The following is a 14,756-nucleotide window of genomic DNA, read 5'->3' on the forward strand; positions in this document are numbered from 1 at the left end:
TGCGATGACTGATCCCCTGGGTGGGCTCTCGGCCGCCGGTGTGGCGGTCTGGCTCGACGACATCTCCCGGGAGCGGCTGACCGAGGGCGGCTCCCACACCGCGCTGGCCGAGCTGCGCGACACCCGGCACGTGGTCGGGGTCACCAGCAACCCGACCATCTTCGCCGCCGCGCTGTCGGGCAGCGACGACTACGACGAGCAGCTGCACGACCTGAAGGTGCGCAAGGTCTCGGTCGACGAGGCGGTGCGCATGCTCACCACGTACGACATCCGGTGGGCCTGCGACGTGATGCGGCCGGTGTACGACGCGACCGGCGGCCGCGACGGCCGGGTGTCGATCGAGGTCGACCCGCGGCTGGCGCACGAGACCGAGCCGACGATCGCCGAGGCCAAGCAGCTGTGGTGGCTGGTCGACCGACCGAACCTGTTCATCAAGATCCCGGCGACGCTGGAGGGCCTGCCCGCGATCACCGCGGCGCTGGCCGCCGGCATCAGCGTGAACGTGACGCTGATCTTCTCGCTGGAGCGCTACCGCGCGGTGCTCGACGCCTGGCTGACCGGCCTGGAGCAGGCCAGGGCCAACGGCCACGACCTGTCGAAGATCGAGTCGGTGGGGTCGTTCTTCGTCTCCCGCTTCGACACCGAGATCGACAAGCGGCTGGAGAAGATCGGCACCCCGGAGGCGCTGGCCCTGCGCGGCCAGGCCGCCGTCGCCAACGCCCGCCTGGCCTACGGGGAGTACCTGGCGGCGGTCGGGACGCCGCGTTGGGCCGAGCTCAAGGCGGCCGGGGCGAACCCGCAGCGTCCGCTGTGGGCCTCCACCGGCACCAAGAACCCGGAATACCCGGACACGCTCTACGTGGAGCAGCTGATCGCGGCCGACACGGTCAACACCATGCCGGAGAAGACGATGCAGGCCTTCGCCGACCACGGCGAGGTGCCCGGCGACACGGTCACCGGCAACCTCGACGCGGCGCAGCAGACCATCGACGCGCTGCGCGCCGCCGGGGTCGACTACGACGACGTGGTGGCGTTCCTGGAGAGCGACGGCGTGGCGAAGTTCGACGCGAGCTGGCAGGAGCTGCTCGCGGGCGTACAGGCGAAACTGGAGCAGGCATGACCCAGACTGCATCGGGGGGCGGGCTGACGGTCCGCCTCTCCCCCGCGGCGGCGCAGCAGGCCGCGGCGCAGGTGTCGGAGCTGGAGGCGGCGGGCGTGCCCGCCGCCCTGGCGGGCAAGGACGCGACCCTGTGGGGTCCGGACGCGCAGGCCGAGGCGATCATCCGGCTGGGCTGGGTCGACACCTTCACCGGCAGCCGGGCGCTGCTGCCGCAGCTCGCCGAGCTGCGCGAGGAGCTGGGCGACCTGGACCACGTCGTGCTCGCCGGCATGGGCGGCTCGTCGCTGGCACCCGAGGTCATCTCGCTGACCCTGGGCAAGACGCTGACGGTGCTCGACACCACCGACCCGGGCCAGGTCAAGGCGGCGCTGGGCGACCGGCTGGACCGCACCGTGGTGGTCGTGTCCAGCAAGTCCGGCGGCACCATCGAGACCGACAGCCACCGCCGGGCGTACTGGCAGGCGTTCCTGGACGCGGGCCTGTCCGAGGCCGAGGCCGGGCGCCACTTCGTGATCGTGACCGACCCCGGCTCGCCGCTGGAGTCCGTCGCCCGCGAGATGGGCGCCTACGTGGTGCTCGCCGACCCGAACGTCGGCGGCCGCTACTCCGCGCTGACCGCGTTCGGCCTGGTGCCGACCGCGCTGGCCGGGGTCGACGTGGCCGAGCTGCTGGACCAGGCCGACGCGTTCGCCGCGACGCTGACCGCCGCCCCCGAGGCCAACCCGTCGCTGCTGCTGGGCGCCGCCCTCGGCGCCGCCGCGCTGGCCGGGCGGGACAAGGTGTCGCTGGCCGACGACGGCAGCGGCATCATCGGACTGGGCGACTGGGCCGAGCAGCTCATCGCCGAGTCCACCGGCAAGGAGGGCAAGGGCATCCTGCCGGTCGTGGTCGAGGGCTCCGACGCCCCCGGCGCGACCGGGGCGGACGTGTTCACCGCGACCGTCGGCGCGGCCGGCGGCGCGCCGTCGGGCACGCCGGACGCGGCCGTCAACGGCCCGCTGGGCGCGCAGTTCCTGTGCTGGGAGGCGGCGACGGCGATCGCCGGGCGGGTGCTGGGCATCAACCCGTTCGACCAGCCGAACGTGACCGAGTCCAAGCAGAACACCGGCAAGATCCTCGACGAGGGCATGCCGGCCGAGGAGCCCGCGTTCACCGAGGGCGACGTCGCGGTGTACACCACCGCGGGCGTGTCGACCCTGGACGAGGCGCTGGCCTGGCTGGTCGCCGAGACCGGCCCGGACGGGTACATCGCGATCATGGAGTACCTGGACCGGTTCGCCGACGCCGACGCCGCCAAGCTGCGCGCCGAGCTGGCCGCCGCGAGCGGCCGCCCGGTGACCTACGGCTGGGCGCCCCGGTTCCTGCACTCGACCGGCCAGTACCACAAGGGCGGGCCGCAGGTCGGCGCGTTCTTGCAGGTCACCGGCGCGGTGAGCGACGACCTGGCGGTGCCGGGCAGGCCGTACAGCTTCGGCACGCTACAGGCCGCCCAGGCCGCCGGCGACCGCCAGGCACTGGCCGGCCGGGGCCGCCCCCTGCTGCACCTGCATCTCACCGACCGGGCCAAGGGCACCGCCCAGCTGCTCGACTCGGCGCACCGCCTGTCCAACCACGAGGAAAGGTGACGTCACGTGAGCGTGCCGTCCACCCCGCAGCAGCCCAACCCGCTGCGGGATCCGCAGGACCGGCGCCTGCCGCGCATCCCTGAACCGTGCGCGCTGGTCATCTTCGGGGTCACCGGCGACCTCGCCCGCAAGAAACTGCTGCCCGCGGTGTACGACCTGGCCAACCGCGGCCTGCTGCCGCCCGGCTTCGTGGTGCTCGGCTTCGCCCGGCGCGACTGGGGCGACGGCGACTTCGAGCAGCTGGCCCGCACCTCGGCCCAGGAGCACGCGCGCACCCCGTGGCGCGAGGAGGTCTGGGCCCGGCTGTCGGGCAACATCAAGTTCGTGGGCGGCGCGTTCGACGACGACGCCGCCTTCGACACGCTGTCCCGCACCCTGGACGAGCTGCGCGACTCGCACGGCATCCCGGGCAACGCCGCGTTCTACCTGTCCATCCCGCCCGCAGCGTTCCCGACCGTGCTCAAGCAGCTCGAACGCACCGGCATGGCCGACAACGACAAGTCGGGCGGCTGGCGCCGGGTCGTGGTGGAGAAGCCGTTCGGTGAGGACCTGACCTCGGCCAAGGCCCTCAACGACCTGGTCGACGACGTGGTCAGCGCGCAGGACGTGTTCCGCATCGACCACTACCTCGGCAAGGAGACGGTCCAGAACATCCTGGCGCTGCGCTTCGCCAACTCCCTGTTCGAGCCGCTGTGGAACTCCAAGTACGTCGACTCGGTGCAGATCACCATGGCCGAGGACGTCGGCATCGGCAGCCGCGCGGGCTTCTACGACGCCACCGGCGCCGCCCGCGACGTGCTGCAGAACCACCTGCTACAGCTGCTGGCGCTGGTCGCCATGGAGGAGCCGACCACCTTCGACGCCTCGGAGATCCGGGCCGAGAAGCTGAAGGTGCTGCGCGCCACCGCGCCGCCGGCCGACGTCACCACCGGCACGGTGCGCGGGCAGTACCTCACCGGCTGGGTGGCCGGGCAGCGGGTCAAGGGCTACCTGGAGGAGTCCGACGTCCCGGCGACCTCGACGACGGAGACGTACGTCGCGGCGCGGCTGACCATCCAGAACCGGCGCTGGGCCGGGGTGCCGTTCTACATCCGGGCGGGCAAGCGCCTGCCCCGGCGGGTCACCGAGGTCGCGGTGCTGTTCAAGAAGGCGCCGCACCTGCCGTTCTACCCGGAGGACGTGGAGCTGCTGGGCCACAACCAGCTGGTCATCCGCGTGCAGCCGGACGAGGGCGTGATGCTCAAGTTCGGGTCCAAGGTGCCGGGCACCCAGATGGAGCTGCGCGACATCAGCATGGACTTCGCGTACGGCGAGGCGTTCACCGAGTCCAGCCCGGAGGCGTACGAGCGGCTCATCCTCGACGTGATGCTCGGCGACCGGACCCTGTTCCCGGACGCCGCCGAGGTCGAGGAGGGCTGGCGCATCGTCGACCCGCTGGAGGCGGCGTGGATCGGCACCAAGCCCGCCACCTACCGGGCCGGCGAGTGGGGTCCGCGCGAGGCCGACGAGATGCTGGCCGCCGAGGGCCGCACCTGGCGGCGGGCATGAAGACTGACGATCTCTGCGGAAGGCGGGCGGGATGCTAGCCCTGTGGGACACCACCGGTAACGAGGTGGTGCGCAAGCTCGCCGCGGAGCGGCGCAACGCCGGCGGCGTGGCCAGCGGCCTGGCGCTGAACCTGGTCGTCATCGTGGACGAGGGCCGGGTCCGCCAGGTCGAGGACGCGGCCACCATCGCCGCGGCCTCGCACCCCTGCCGCCTGCTCGTGGTCAGCCGCGGGCCGGTCGCCGGGGTCGACGCGGCCACCGCCAACGCCAAGGACCGGCTCGACGCCGAGATCGTGGTCGGCGGGCGCCTCGGCCCGTGCGAGGCCGTGATCATGCGGATGCACGGCCGCCTGGCGCTGCACAGCGAGTCGGTGGTCATGCCGCTGCTCGCCCCGGACGTGCCGGTGGTCACCTGGTGGCACGGCACCCCGCCGGAGCACATCGCGTACGACCCGCTCGGCGTCGTGGCCGAGCGCCGGGTCACCGACATCGCCCAGTGCGCCGACCCCGAGGCGGCCCTGCGCCAGCGGGCGCTGGACTACGCCCCGGGCGACACCGACCTGTCCTGGACCCGGCTGACCGGCTGGCGCTCGCTGATCGCGGGCGCCTTCGACACCGGCAACAGCACCGCGATCTCGGCGGTGGTGTACACCGGGGCCGCCGACCCGCTCGGCGCGCTGCTGCGCGGCTGGATCGTCTCGCGCACCGGCATCCCGGTGCGGCTGGCCGACTCGGCCGACGGCGGCAGGCTCAGCGGCGTCGACTTCGCGCTGGCCGACGGCGGCACGCTCAGCCTGCACAGCACCGGCGACGGCATGGCGCTGCTGCGCAAGACCGGCCAGCTCGACCTGGTGATGCCGCTGCTGCAGCGGCGCCTCGGCGAGGAGCTGGCCGAGGAGCTGCAGCGGCTCGACGCCGACCAGCCGTACTCGCGGGCGCTGTCGGCGGCGACCGGGGTGGCCGGGCTCGGCGAGCGGCCCGCCGTGCGCACCCACATCTGGCAGGACCCGGCCTGGGCCCAGCCGGTGGGGGCGAGCGCATGACCGTGGTGGTGCACGCCGACGCGACGGTGCTCGCGGAGGCGGTCGCGGCGCGGCTGCTGGTGAAGCTGATCGACGCCCAGGCCGTGCACGGCGGCGCCCACGCGGTGCTGACCGGCGGCCGGGTCGCCGCCGCGGTCTACCGGGCGGTGCTGGCCAGCCCCGCCCGCGCCGCGGTCGACTGGTCGCGGGTCGACCTGTGGTGGGGCGACGAGCGGTTCCTGCCCTCGGGCGACCCCGACCGCAACGAGACCCAGGCGCGGGCGGCTCTGCTGGACGCGCTGCCGCTCGATCCGGCCCGGGTGCACCCGATGCCACCGGCCGACGGCCCCGACGGCGCAGATCCCGAACTGGCGGCCCGCCGCTACGCCGGGGAGCTGGCCGCGGCGGGCGACGGGCGGCTGCCGCGCTTCGACGTGCTGCTGCTGGGCGTCGGCGAGGACGGGCACGTGGCCTCGGTCTTCCCCGGGTTCCCGGTGGCTGACGGCCTGGTCGGCGCGGTAACCGACAGCCCCAAGCCGCCGCCGGTGCGCACCACGCTCACCCCGGCCGCGATCAACACGGCCGACGAGGTGTGGCTGATCGCGGCGGGCGCCGACAAGGCCGAGGCGGTCGGCACCGCCCTGACCTCGGGCGGGCTGCCCGCCGCCACGGTGCACGGGACCTCGCGCACGCTGTGGCTGCTGGACGCGGCCGCCGCGTCCCGCGTCCCCGCGCCGGACCGCGTCCCCACGCGGTAGGGCGACACATGCGAAAGGGGCCGGTCGGAGTTCCGACCGGCCCCTTTTCGTGTGATCGCGCGGATCAGCCGGCCATCTCCAGCTTGAGCCAGAGGCCCAGGCCGACGATGCAGGCGAACCAGACGATGCCCACCAGCACGGTGTACCGGTCGAGGTTCTTCTCCGCCACGGAGGACCCGGCCAGGCTCGACGAGACGCCACCGCCGAACATGCTGGACAGGCCGCCGCCCTTGCCTCGGTGCAGCAGCACCAGCAGGGTCAGCAGGGCGCTGGTGATGATCAGCAACACGATCATTGCGTAGGCGAAGCCGATCGGCATGAGCATGGTCCTTAGGTTTCGGTGGCCGCGGGCGCGGCCCGTAGGTGTCGGTCAAGGATAGCGGGCGCGGCCCGGACTCAGGAGGGCGAGGAGGCCACATCCGTCGCGATGGTCGGATCGAGCAGGCCAAGGGCGGCCAGATCGGGCATACCGAACTGCGAATGGATGAACAACCCGCCGACGTTCGAGCCGGACATCCGGATCGCGTTGGGATAGAGCACCGGGATCGTGACGGCCATCTGCGAGAGCTTGCCGTCCAGCTCGCCCCACAGCTTGTACTGGCGCGCCAGGTCCGGCTCCGAGGTCGCCTCCTTGATCGCCTGGTCCACCTCGGCGTCCTTGAGGAACGAGTAGTTCGAGCCGCTCAGCTCGCCCGGCGGCTGCACGAGGCTGCTGTCGAACAGCGGCGGGATGACCGCCGAGCCGTTGGCCCAGTCGGGCAGCCAGCCCGCGTAGACCAGCTGGTACGAGTGGCCCGAGTCGGCGATCAGGTCCCAGTACGTGTCGGCGTCCAGCCGCTTGAGGTTGACCTTCACCCCGATGCGCAGGTACGCGTCGACCATCGTCTTGACGTACCGGGCGATGGTGTCGTTGTCCGGCAGCGCCACGTTGATCGTGTCGGGGCAGGTGACACCGGCGTTCTTGGCCTGGTCGATCAGCGCGATGGCCTTGTCCTCGTTGCCGTCGCCGTCGAGCAGGGTGTCGTAGTGGTCGAACTTCGCGTGCGCGGCCAGACCCGGCGGGATCATCGAGGTGGCCAGGTCGCCGATGATCGAGCCGCCCATCGCCTGGCGGTACTTGCGCTTGTTGAACGCGTACACCAGTGCCTGGCGGCAGCGCAGGTCCTTGACCAGCTTCGTGTTGATCGCGAAGTAGCGCACCGCGCCGGTGGGGCCGGTCGCCGTCCGCTTGGACAGGTCGGGGTCGTTGACGACCTGCTGCAGGAAGTTCGGCGCGACGTTGCTGTTGAGCAGCACCGAGTTGCGGTCGCCGCCCTGGTCCTGGATCAGCGCGTTGGTGACGGCCGGGTCGTTCTCGTTCTTGACGATCTCGATCTTGTCCGGGTACGCCTTGCGGACGCTGTCGACCGAGGAAGACCAGTGCTCGTTGCGGATCAGCGTGATCTTGTCAGGGCTGATCCGGGGCTCCACCCGGTACGGCCCGTTGGACAGCGGGCGCAGGTCGTAGGCGTCCTTGTCGCCGTCGGCACCCGGCTTGGCCGGGGAGAACACCGACAGCGCGACCGTGTAGTTGAAGTCGCCGGTGGGCTGCTTCAGCTTGAACTTGATCGTGCGCGAGTCGTCGCAGCTGACCGAGTCCAGCTCCTTGCCGCTGTACGGGCCCTCGTAGGGCGTCGCGTTGTCGGCCAGCATCAGCTTCGCGTACGGCAGGCCCGACTTGAACAGCGAGGAGAAGTTGCGCTCGACGCCGTACTTCAGCTGCTGGCAGTTGATCGCGGCGCCGTCCTCCCACTTCACGCCCTCGCGCAGCTTGAACTCCCACACGGTGTTGTTCTCGCTGGGCCGGCCGAGGTCGGTGGCCAGGTCGGGCACCAGCTCGCTGCCGGCCGCGCCGGGCTCGGACTTGTACGTCGTGAGCGTGCGCGACAGCAGGCGGCTGACGTTGGAGTCGAGCGCCGCGGCGATCTTCTGCGGGTCCAGGTGGGAGGGCAGCTGCGTCATCACGACCCGCAGCGTGCCGCCCGAGGTGACGGATTGGCTGGAGTCGGCCGCAGAGTCGCAGGCGGCGACGGCGCCCGCGGCGACGAGCGCCACGGCGGCGGCGGTCATGCGGCGCATACGCAGGAGAGGCATGGTCGTCCTCTCGGCGGGCGCGGGTAGCCCACCAAGGATCTCGGGGGTGGTCGGGGGCGGGACCGCGCACCTGAGGTGCCCGGCCACGCGCCACACTCTAGGCACTCGCGCGGCGGCACCGGCAGGCGGGAGCCAGATCGCAACAAAGAAGGACTCCCGGCATCTGGGAGATCACTTTGTGTGTACGGAACCGGCGCCTGCCTGCCGCGAGCCGGGCCGGAACGCGGGACGGGCGGGCGGCCGATGGCCACCCGCCCGTCCCGAGCCCGGGGTCACTCCCCCAGGCGGCAGATCTTCGCGAAGTCGTCGGCGTCGAGGCTCGCTCCGCCGACCAGCGCACCGTCGATGTCGGGCTGCGCCATGATCGCGGCGATGTTCGAGCCCTTGACCGAGCCGCCGTAGAGGACCCGCACCACGTTGGCGGTGGCGTCGCCCTGGGTCTTGGCCAGCTGCGCGCGGATCGCGCCGATGACCTCCTGGGCGTCCTCGGGCGTGGCGGTCTTGCCGGTGCCGATGGCCCACACCGGCTCGTACGCCACCACGACCTTCTCCACCTGCGCCGGGGTCAGCCCGGCCAGGCCGCCGTCGAGCTGGGCCAGCGTGTACTCCACGTGGTTGCCCGCCTCGCGGACGTCCAGGCCCTCGCCGATGCACAGGATCGGCGTCATGTCGTCGCCGAGCACAGCCTTGACCTTGGCGTTGACCAGCTCGTCGCTCTCCGCGTGGTACTGGCGGCGCTCGGAGTGGCCGACGACCACGAACGAGCAGCCCAGCTTGGCCAGCATGCTCGCCGCGATCTCGCCGGTGTAGGCGCCCGACTTGTAGGCCGAGACGTCCTGCGCGCCGTACTTGAGCAGCAGGCGGTCCCCGTCGACCAGGGTCTGCACGCTGCGGATGTCGACGAACGGCGGGATCACCGCGACCTCGACCGCCTCCAGCTGCTTCTCGTTCAGGCTGAACGCGAGCTTCTGGGTCAGGGCGATGGCCTCGAGGTGGTTGAGGTTCATCTTCCAGTTGCCGGCCATCAGCGGCCGGCGCTTCTCCACTGCCATCGTCACGCCTCCAGTGCGAGCAGGCCCGGCAGGGCCTTGCCCTCCAGGTACTCCAGCGACGCGCCGCCGCCGGTGGAGATGTGGCCGAAGGCCGCCTCGTCCAGGCCCAGCGCCCGCACGGCCGCGGCGGAGTCGCCGCCGCCGACCACGGTGAAGCCGTCGACCTTGGTGATCGCCTCGGCCACGCCGCGGGTGCCGCCCGCGAACGGGGCCAGCTCGAACACGCCCATCGGGCCGTTCCAGAAGACCGTCTTCGCCCCGGCCAGCGCGTCGGTGAACAGCGCCACCGACGCCGGGCCGATGTCCAGGCCGAGCCAGCCGTCGGGGATGGCGTCGGCCGCGACCGTCTCGGTCTGCGCGTCGGCCGCGAACTTGTCGGCCACGACGATGTCCACCGGCAGCACAATCCGGTCGCCGGCGCGGGCCAGCAGGTCGCGGCAGGTGTCGAGCATCTCGTCCTGCAGCAGCGAGCCGCCGACCCCGTGGCCCTGGGCCTTGAGGAAGGTGAAGCACATGCCGCCGCCGATGAGCAGCTTGTCGGCGCTGTTCAGCAGCGCCTCGATCACGGCCAGCTTGTCGGAGACCTTCGACCCGCCGAGCACCACCACGTACGGCGTGGCCGGGTTCTCGGTGAGGCGCTTGAGCACCTCGACCTCGGTCGCGACCAGTCCGCCCGCGTAGCGCGGCAGCCGGGCCGCCACGTCGTAGACGCTGGCGTGCTTGCGGTGCACCGCGCCGAACGCGTCGTCGACGTAGACGTCGGCGAAGCCGGCCAGCTGGTCGGCGAACGCGCCGCGTACGGCGTCGTCCTTGCTGGTCTCACCGGCGTTGAAGCGCAGGTTCTCCAGCAGCACCACGCCGCCCGGCGCCAGCGCGGCGACGGCCGCCTGGGCCGACTCGCCGACGGTGTCGGCGGCGAACTCCAGCGGCGAGCCCAGCAGCTCCTGGAGCCGCTGCGCGACCGGCGCCAGGGTGTACTTCGGGTCGGGCTCGCCCTTGGGGCGGCCCAGGTGCGACATGACGATCACCGCAGCGCCCGCGTCCCGCAGGGCGACGATGGTCGGCAGGACGGCCCGGATGCGGCCGTCGTCGGCGATCACGCCGGGGTTGTCCTTGACGAAAGGCACGTTCAGGTCGGCGCGCACGAGCACGCGCCGACCTGAGACACCCTCGCCGAGCAGCTCGTCGAGGGAACGCATCAGAGCGAGGCGCCCACGAGCTTGGTGAGGTCCACCAGGCGGTTCGAGTAGCCCCACTCGTTGTCGTACCAGCCGACGACCTTGACCTGGTTGCCGATGACCTTGGTCAGACCGGCGTCGAAGATGCAGGAGGCCGGGTCGGTCACGATGTCCGAGGACACGATCTCGTCCTCGGTGTAGACCAGGATGCCCTTGAGCGGGCCCTCGGCCGCGGCCTTGATCGCGGCGTTGACCTCCTCGACCGACGTCTCGCGAGCGGCGGTGAAGGTCAGGTCGGTGGCCGAGCCGGTCGGGATCGGCACGCGCAGCGCGAAGCCGTCCAGCTTGCCCTTCAGCTCCGGCAGCACCAGGCCGATCGCCTTGGCCGCACCGGTCGAGGTCGGCACGATGTTCAGGGCCGCGGCGCGGGCGCGACGCAGGTCCTTGTGCGGGCCGTCCTGCAGGTTCTGGTCCTGGGTGTACGCGTGGATCGTGGTCATCAGACCCTTTTCGATCCCGATCGTGTCGTTCAGGACCTTCGCCATCGGGGCGAGGCAGTTGGTGGTGCAGGACGCGTTCGAGATGATCGTGTGCGCCGCCGGGTCGTACTTGTCGTGGTTGACGCCCAGCACGATGGTGATGTCCTCACCCTTGGCCGGGGCCGAGATGATGACCTTCTTCGCGCCGTTGTCGGCGTGCACCTTCGCCTTGGCGGCGTCGGTGAACAGACCGGTCGACTCGATCACGATGTCGGCGCCCAGGTCGCCCCAGGGCAGCTTGCCCGGGTCGCGCTCGGCGAACGCCTTGAACGACTTGCCGTTGACCGTGAGGTCGGTCTCGGTGGCCTTCACCTCGTAGGGCAGGCGGCCGAGGATGCTGTCGTACTTGAGCAGGTGCGCCAGGGTCGCGTTGTCGGTCAGGTCGTTGACGGCAACCAGCTCGATGTCCGCGCCGGACGCCAGCAGGGCCCGGTAGAAGTTACGCCCGATGCGGCCGAAGCCGTTGATGCCAACCCGGATGGTCACAGGTCCCATCTCCTCGCATGTGCGCCGACTGGCGGCTTCGAAAGCCGAGTGCGGCGGCCTATAGGTCACTCGCCCGGTCCCGCCGCCCACACACCTGACATAACGGCTTGCGGCCGAGCTGTCGGCAGCGTCGCCGTACTTGTTCGACCCTAGCTGAGCTGTGACCGGCGGCACCGCCGGGGTCTTTGTTTCACGATGGTGTCGTCCGCCACTCTTTTAACAAACCGGGCCCGCCGGGCCACCGCGGGCGGCGCTGAAAACGACGATCCCGCCTGAACTGGTCAGGCGGGATCGGGTGCGGCGGGTCACCGTTCAGACGGTGAGCATCTCCGCGGTGACGGCGGCCTCCGTGTCCGGGATGCCGAGGTCACGCGCGCGCTTGTCGGCAAGCGCCAGCAGACGCCTTATGCGCCCGGCGATCGCGTCCTTCGTGAGCGGCGGGTCGGCCAGCGCGCCCAGCTCCTCCAGCGACGCCTGCCGGTGCTCCAGCCGCAGGCGGCCCGCGCTGGTCAGGTGCCCCGGGGCGTCGTCGGCGAGGATCTCCAGCGCCCGGGTGACCCGGGCCGCCGCGGCGACCGCCGCACGGGCCGAGCGGCGCAGGTTGGCGTCGTCGAAGTTGGCCAGGCGGTTGGCGGTGGCCCGCACCTCGCGCCGTACCCGGCGCTCCTCCCACGCCAGCACGCTGGAGTGGGCGCCGATGCGGGTCAGCAGCGCGGCGATCGCGTCGCCGTCCTTGACCACCACCCGGTCCACCCCGCGCACCTCGCGGGCCTTGGCGGTGATGCCCAGCCGCCGGGCCGCGCCGACCAGCGCCAGCGCCGACTCCGGCCCCGGACAGGTGATCTCCAGGGCGCTGGAGCGGCCCGGCTCGGTCAGCGACCCGTGCGCCAGGAACGCGCCCCGCCACGCCGCCACGGCACAGCAGACGCTGGCCGAGACGACGTTCGGCGGCAGGCCCCGCACCGGCCGGCCGCGCACGTCCAGCAGGCCGGTCTGGCGCGCCAGCGCCTCGCCGTCCTTGACGATGCGCACGATGTAGTGGCTGCCCTTGCGCAGCCCGCCCGACGCCAGCACGTGCACCTCGCTCGGGTAGCCGAACAGGTCGGCCACCGTGGTGCGCAGCCGCCGGGCCACCGCGCCGGTGTCGAGCTCCGCCTCGACGACCACACGGCCGGAGACGATGTGCAGGCCGCCGGCGAAGCGCAGCAGCGCCGCCATCTCCGCCCGCCGGCAGCAGGGCTTGGGCACGTCGACCCGGCTCAGTTCGTCTTTGACCGCAGCGGTCATCGCCATCGTGTCGTCACCTCGTGGCCGGTCGCGGGCTTTGCGCCATGGTTTGTGATCAAGTCGGTGGTGCCGGGTTCGTACGTGCTAACGAGCGGTGCGCAGTAGTGGCACCAGTGCGCGGCCCAATCGGACCGGATCGTGTCGCGGCGTGCCGTCGTCGACCGCCACCGGGGCGAGCGCGATGCGGGCACCGAGTGATTCTGCCGCATTCGCGACCGGTTCGGGGTCTGGCACGGCATTCCTGTCGACCAGAACAATATCGACCTTGAGGTCCGGGAGGTACCGGCTCAGCGCGGCCAGGTGGTCGGGCAGCGACAGGCCGACCGTCTCCCGGTCCGCGGCGAGGTTCAGGGTGACCAGCCGGCGCGCCGGGCTGGCCACGATCGCGGCCGCCTGCTCGGGCACCAGCAGGTGCGGGATGACGCTGGTGTACCAGCTGCCCGGCCCGAACACGAGCCAGTCCGCCGCGCCGATCGCCTCGATCGCCTGCGGGCACGGCTGCGGCTGCGGCGGCTCCAGCCGCACTTCCACCACCCGGCCGGGCGCCACCGCGACCTGGTGCTGGCCGCGGACCGTGATCTGCTTCCCGTCCACGATCAGGTCGGCCTCGATGCCCAGCGGATGGCACGACATCGGCAGCACCCGGCCGACGGCGTGCACCATCGCCTGGGCGTGCTCCAGCGCGGCGACCGGGTCGCCGAGCAGCTCCATCAGGCCGCACAGCACCACGTTGCCGACCGGGTGCCCGGCCAGCTCGTCGGAGCCGGTGAAGCGGTACTGCATCAGCCTGGCCGTGCCGTCGCTGACGCCGTCGGCGGCGGCCAGCGCGGCCAGCGCCTGGCGCAGGTCACCGGGCGGCAGCACCGAGCGGGCCGCGCGCAGCCGCCCGCTGGAGCCGCCGTCGTCGGCCACGGTCACCACCGCGGTCAGCTCCAGCGGCAGCCCGGTCGCGCGCAATGCGCGCAGGCTGGCGCTGAGGCCGTGCCCGCCCCCGAAGGCCACCACCTTGATCGGCTTCATCGCCTCGTTCATGCCCGCTCCCTGCTGTGCTCGTCGCGGTCATGGACGTGCCGAGCCTCGTTGCTGTTCCCCGTCATATGCGCCTAAGCCGCTCGCGGCGTCACTCGCGGCCGAGGTCGCGGTGCTGCGCGTGTGCCACCACCCGCAGTTCGCGCAGGCGGCGGGCCAGTTCCTCGGCGATGGCCACGCTGCGGTGCTTGCCGCCGGTGCAGCCGACGGCCACGGTCAGATACCGCTTGCCCTCGCGCTCGAAACCCGGCGCGGTCGCGGTGACCAGGCGGGCGTACGTCTCCACGAACGTCCCCGCGCCCCGCTGGCCCAGCACGTACCGGCTGACGGGCTGGTCGCGGCCGGTCTGCTCGCGCAGCTCCGGCACCCAGAACGGGTTGGGCAGGAAGCGGGCGTCGAGCACGAAGTCGGCGTCGGGGGGCAGCCCGTACTTGAAGCCGAACGACAGCACGGTGACCCGCAGCCGCAGCGCGTCGGGGCTGGCGAACAGCTCCTCGACCCGGGCCCGCAGCTGGTTGACGTTCAGGTGCGAGGTGTCGATGAGCACGTCGGCCTGCTCGCGCGCCTCGGCGAGCAGGCCGCGCTCGGCGGCGATGCCGTCGGAGAGGCGGCCGTCGCCCTGTAGCGGGTGCGAGCGCCGCACGCTCTCGAACCGCCGGATCAGCACCTCGTCGTCGGCGTCGACGAAGACCACGCGGGGGCTGAAGCCCCGCTCGCGCAGCTCCCGGATCGCCCCGGCCAGGTCGGTGGAGAAGGCGCGGCTGCGCACGTCGAGGACCATGGCGGTGTGCCGGGCCGCCCCGCCCGCCTTGGCGGCGAGCTCGGCCAGTTGCACCAGCAGTGCCTGCGGCAGGTTGTCGACCACGTAGTAGCCGACGTTCTCCAGGGCGCGCGCCACGGTGCTGCGGCCGCCGCCCGAGACGCCGGTCACCACCACCAGGTCGGTGGCGGCCTCGCCGGACAGCTCCTGCTCGGCTGCC

13 protein-coding genes are annotated in these 14,756 nt (G+C 72.2%); 5 read left to right on the forward strand and 8 right to left on the reverse strand.

Features of this window, described 5'->3' with window-relative positions; all coding sequences use genetic code 11:
- Positions 1-4 precede the first annotated feature (4 nt).
- From tal to pgl, 5 genes are read left to right on the forward strand one after another with little or no spacing between them, the layout of a single operon-like run.
- On the forward strand, positions 5-1,120 hold the full coding sequence (tal, locus tag Cs7R123_RS10610) for a transaldolase (protein ID WP_212825614.1): 1,116 nt from the start codon (positions 5-7) through the stop codon (positions 1,118-1,120).
- On the forward strand, positions 1,117-2,745 hold the full coding sequence (locus tag Cs7R123_RS10615; protein WP_212825616.1) for a glucose-6-phosphate isomerase: 1,629 nt from the start codon (positions 1,117-1,119) through the stop codon (positions 2,743-2,745). The genes tal and Cs7R123_RS10615 overlap by 4 nt, the downstream gene beginning before the upstream one ends.
- Positions 2,746-2,757: 12 nt before the next feature.
- Complete coding sequence (gene zwf, locus Cs7R123_RS10620) at positions 2,758-4,293, forward strand: glucose-6-phosphate dehydrogenase (protein WP_212829068.1); 1,536 nt, start codon at positions 2,758-2,760, stop codon at positions 4,291-4,293.
- A gap of 31 nt (positions 4,294-4,324) precedes the next feature.
- A complete protein-coding gene (locus tag Cs7R123_RS10625; protein ID WP_212825618.1) occupies positions 4,325-5,335 on the forward strand; it encodes a glucose-6-phosphate dehydrogenase assembly protein OpcA in 1,011 nt (336 codons plus the stop codon).
- On the forward strand, positions 5,332-6,072 hold the full coding sequence (gene pgl, locus Cs7R123_RS10630) for a 6-phosphogluconolactonase (RefSeq protein ID WP_212825620.1): 741 nt from the start codon (positions 5,332-5,334) through the stop codon (positions 6,070-6,072). The genes Cs7R123_RS10625 and pgl overlap by 4 nt, the downstream gene beginning before the upstream one ends.
- A gap of 64 nt (positions 6,073-6,136) precedes the next feature.
- Here the strand turns inward: pgl and secG are convergent, their stop codons facing one another.
- The 8 genes from secG to rapZ all read right to left on the reverse strand — a co-directional run bounded on the left by secG (position 6,137) and on the right by rapZ (position 14,740).
- Positions 6,137-6,391: a preprotein translocase subunit SecG gene (gene secG, locus Cs7R123_RS10635; protein WP_212829069.1), complete on the reverse strand. Its 255-nt coding sequence runs from the start codon at positions 6,389-6,391 to the stop codon at positions 6,137-6,139.
- A gap of 77 nt (positions 6,392-6,468) precedes the next feature.
- Positions 6,469-8,205 (reverse strand): ABC transporter substrate-binding protein, encoded by a 1,737-nt coding sequence (locus Cs7R123_RS10640; protein ID WP_212825622.1) that lies wholly within the window; start codon positions 8,203-8,205, stop codon positions 6,469-6,471.
- A gap of 272 nt (positions 8,206-8,477) precedes the next feature.
- On the reverse strand, positions 8,478-9,257 hold the full coding sequence (tpiA, locus tag Cs7R123_RS10645; RefSeq protein ID WP_212825624.1) for a triose-phosphate isomerase: 780 nt from the start codon (positions 9,255-9,257) through the stop codon (positions 8,478-8,480).
- Between the two features lie 2 nt (positions 9,258-9,259).
- Positions 9,260-10,456 (reverse strand): phosphoglycerate kinase, encoded by a 1,197-nt coding sequence (gene pgk / locus Cs7R123_RS10650; protein ID WP_212825626.1) that lies wholly within the window; start codon positions 10,454-10,456, stop codon positions 9,260-9,262.
- Complete coding sequence (gene gap, locus Cs7R123_RS10655; RefSeq protein ID WP_212825628.1) at positions 10,456-11,460, reverse strand: type I glyceraldehyde-3-phosphate dehydrogenase; 1,005 nt, start codon at positions 11,458-11,460, stop codon at positions 10,456-10,458. Before gap ends, pgk begins: the two co-directional genes overlap by 1 nt.
- Positions 11,461-11,772: 312 nt before the next feature.
- Complete coding sequence (gene whiA / locus Cs7R123_RS10660) at positions 11,773-12,753, reverse strand: DNA-binding protein WhiA (protein WP_212825630.1); 981 nt, start codon at positions 12,751-12,753, stop codon at positions 11,773-11,775.
- 78 nt (positions 12,754-12,831) lie between these two features.
- Positions 12,832-13,767, reverse strand: a complete 936-nt coding sequence (yvcK, locus tag Cs7R123_RS10665) for a uridine diphosphate-N-acetylglucosamine-binding protein YvcK (protein WP_212829070.1) — start codon at positions 13,765-13,767, stop codon at positions 12,832-12,834.
- A 100-nt stretch (positions 13,768-13,867) separates the two neighbouring features.
- Entirely contained in the window at positions 13,868-14,740 is an 873-nt protein-coding gene (gene rapZ, locus Cs7R123_RS10670; protein ID WP_212829071.1) for an RNase adapter RapZ, read from the reverse strand.
- Between the last annotated feature and the right edge of the window lie 16 nt (positions 14,741-14,756).

It is taken from the genome of Catellatospora sp. TT07R-123 (genome assembly GCF_018327705.1).
Lineage (GTDB): Bacteria > Actinomycetota > Actinomycetes > Mycobacteriales > Micromonosporaceae > Catellatospora.

Coding starts and splice junctions, on each gene's coding strand:
- Cs7R123_RS10640 (WP_212825622.1), bottom strand. CDS start 8,205: ATGCCTCTCCTGCGTATGCGCCGCATGACCGCCGCCGCCGTGGCGCTC.
- Cs7R123_RS10625 (WP_212825618.1), top strand. CDS start 4,325: ATGCTAGCCCTGTGGGACACCACCGGTAACGAGGTGGTGCGCAAGCTC.
- pgk (WP_212825626.1), bottom strand. CDS start 10,456: ATGCGTTCCCTCGACGAGCTGCTCGGCGAGGGTGTCTCAGGTCGGCGC.
- tal (WP_212825614.1), top strand. CDS start 5: ATGACTGATCCCCTGGGTGGGCTCTCGGCCGCCGGTGTGGCGGTCTGG.
- Cs7R123_RS10615 (WP_212825616.1), top strand. CDS start 1,117: ATGACCCAGACTGCATCGGGGGGCGGGCTGACGGTCCGCCTCTCCCCC.
- whiA (WP_212825630.1), bottom strand. CDS start 12,753: ATGGCGATGACCGCTGCGGTCAAAGACGAACTGAGCCGGGTCGACGTG.
- secG (WP_212829069.1), bottom strand. CDS start 6,391: ATGCCGATCGGCTTCGCCTACGCAATGATCGTGTTGCTGATCATCACC.
- yvcK (WP_212829070.1), bottom strand. CDS start 13,767: ATGAAGCCGATCAAGGTGGTGGCCTTCGGGGGCGGGCACGGCCTCAGC.
- pgl (WP_212825620.1), top strand. CDS start 5,332: ATGACCGTGGTGGTGCACGCCGACGCGACGGTGCTCGCGGAGGCGGTC.
- tpiA (WP_212825624.1), bottom strand. CDS start 9,257: ATGGCAGTGGAGAAGCGCCGGCCGCTGATGGCCGGCAACTGGAAGATG.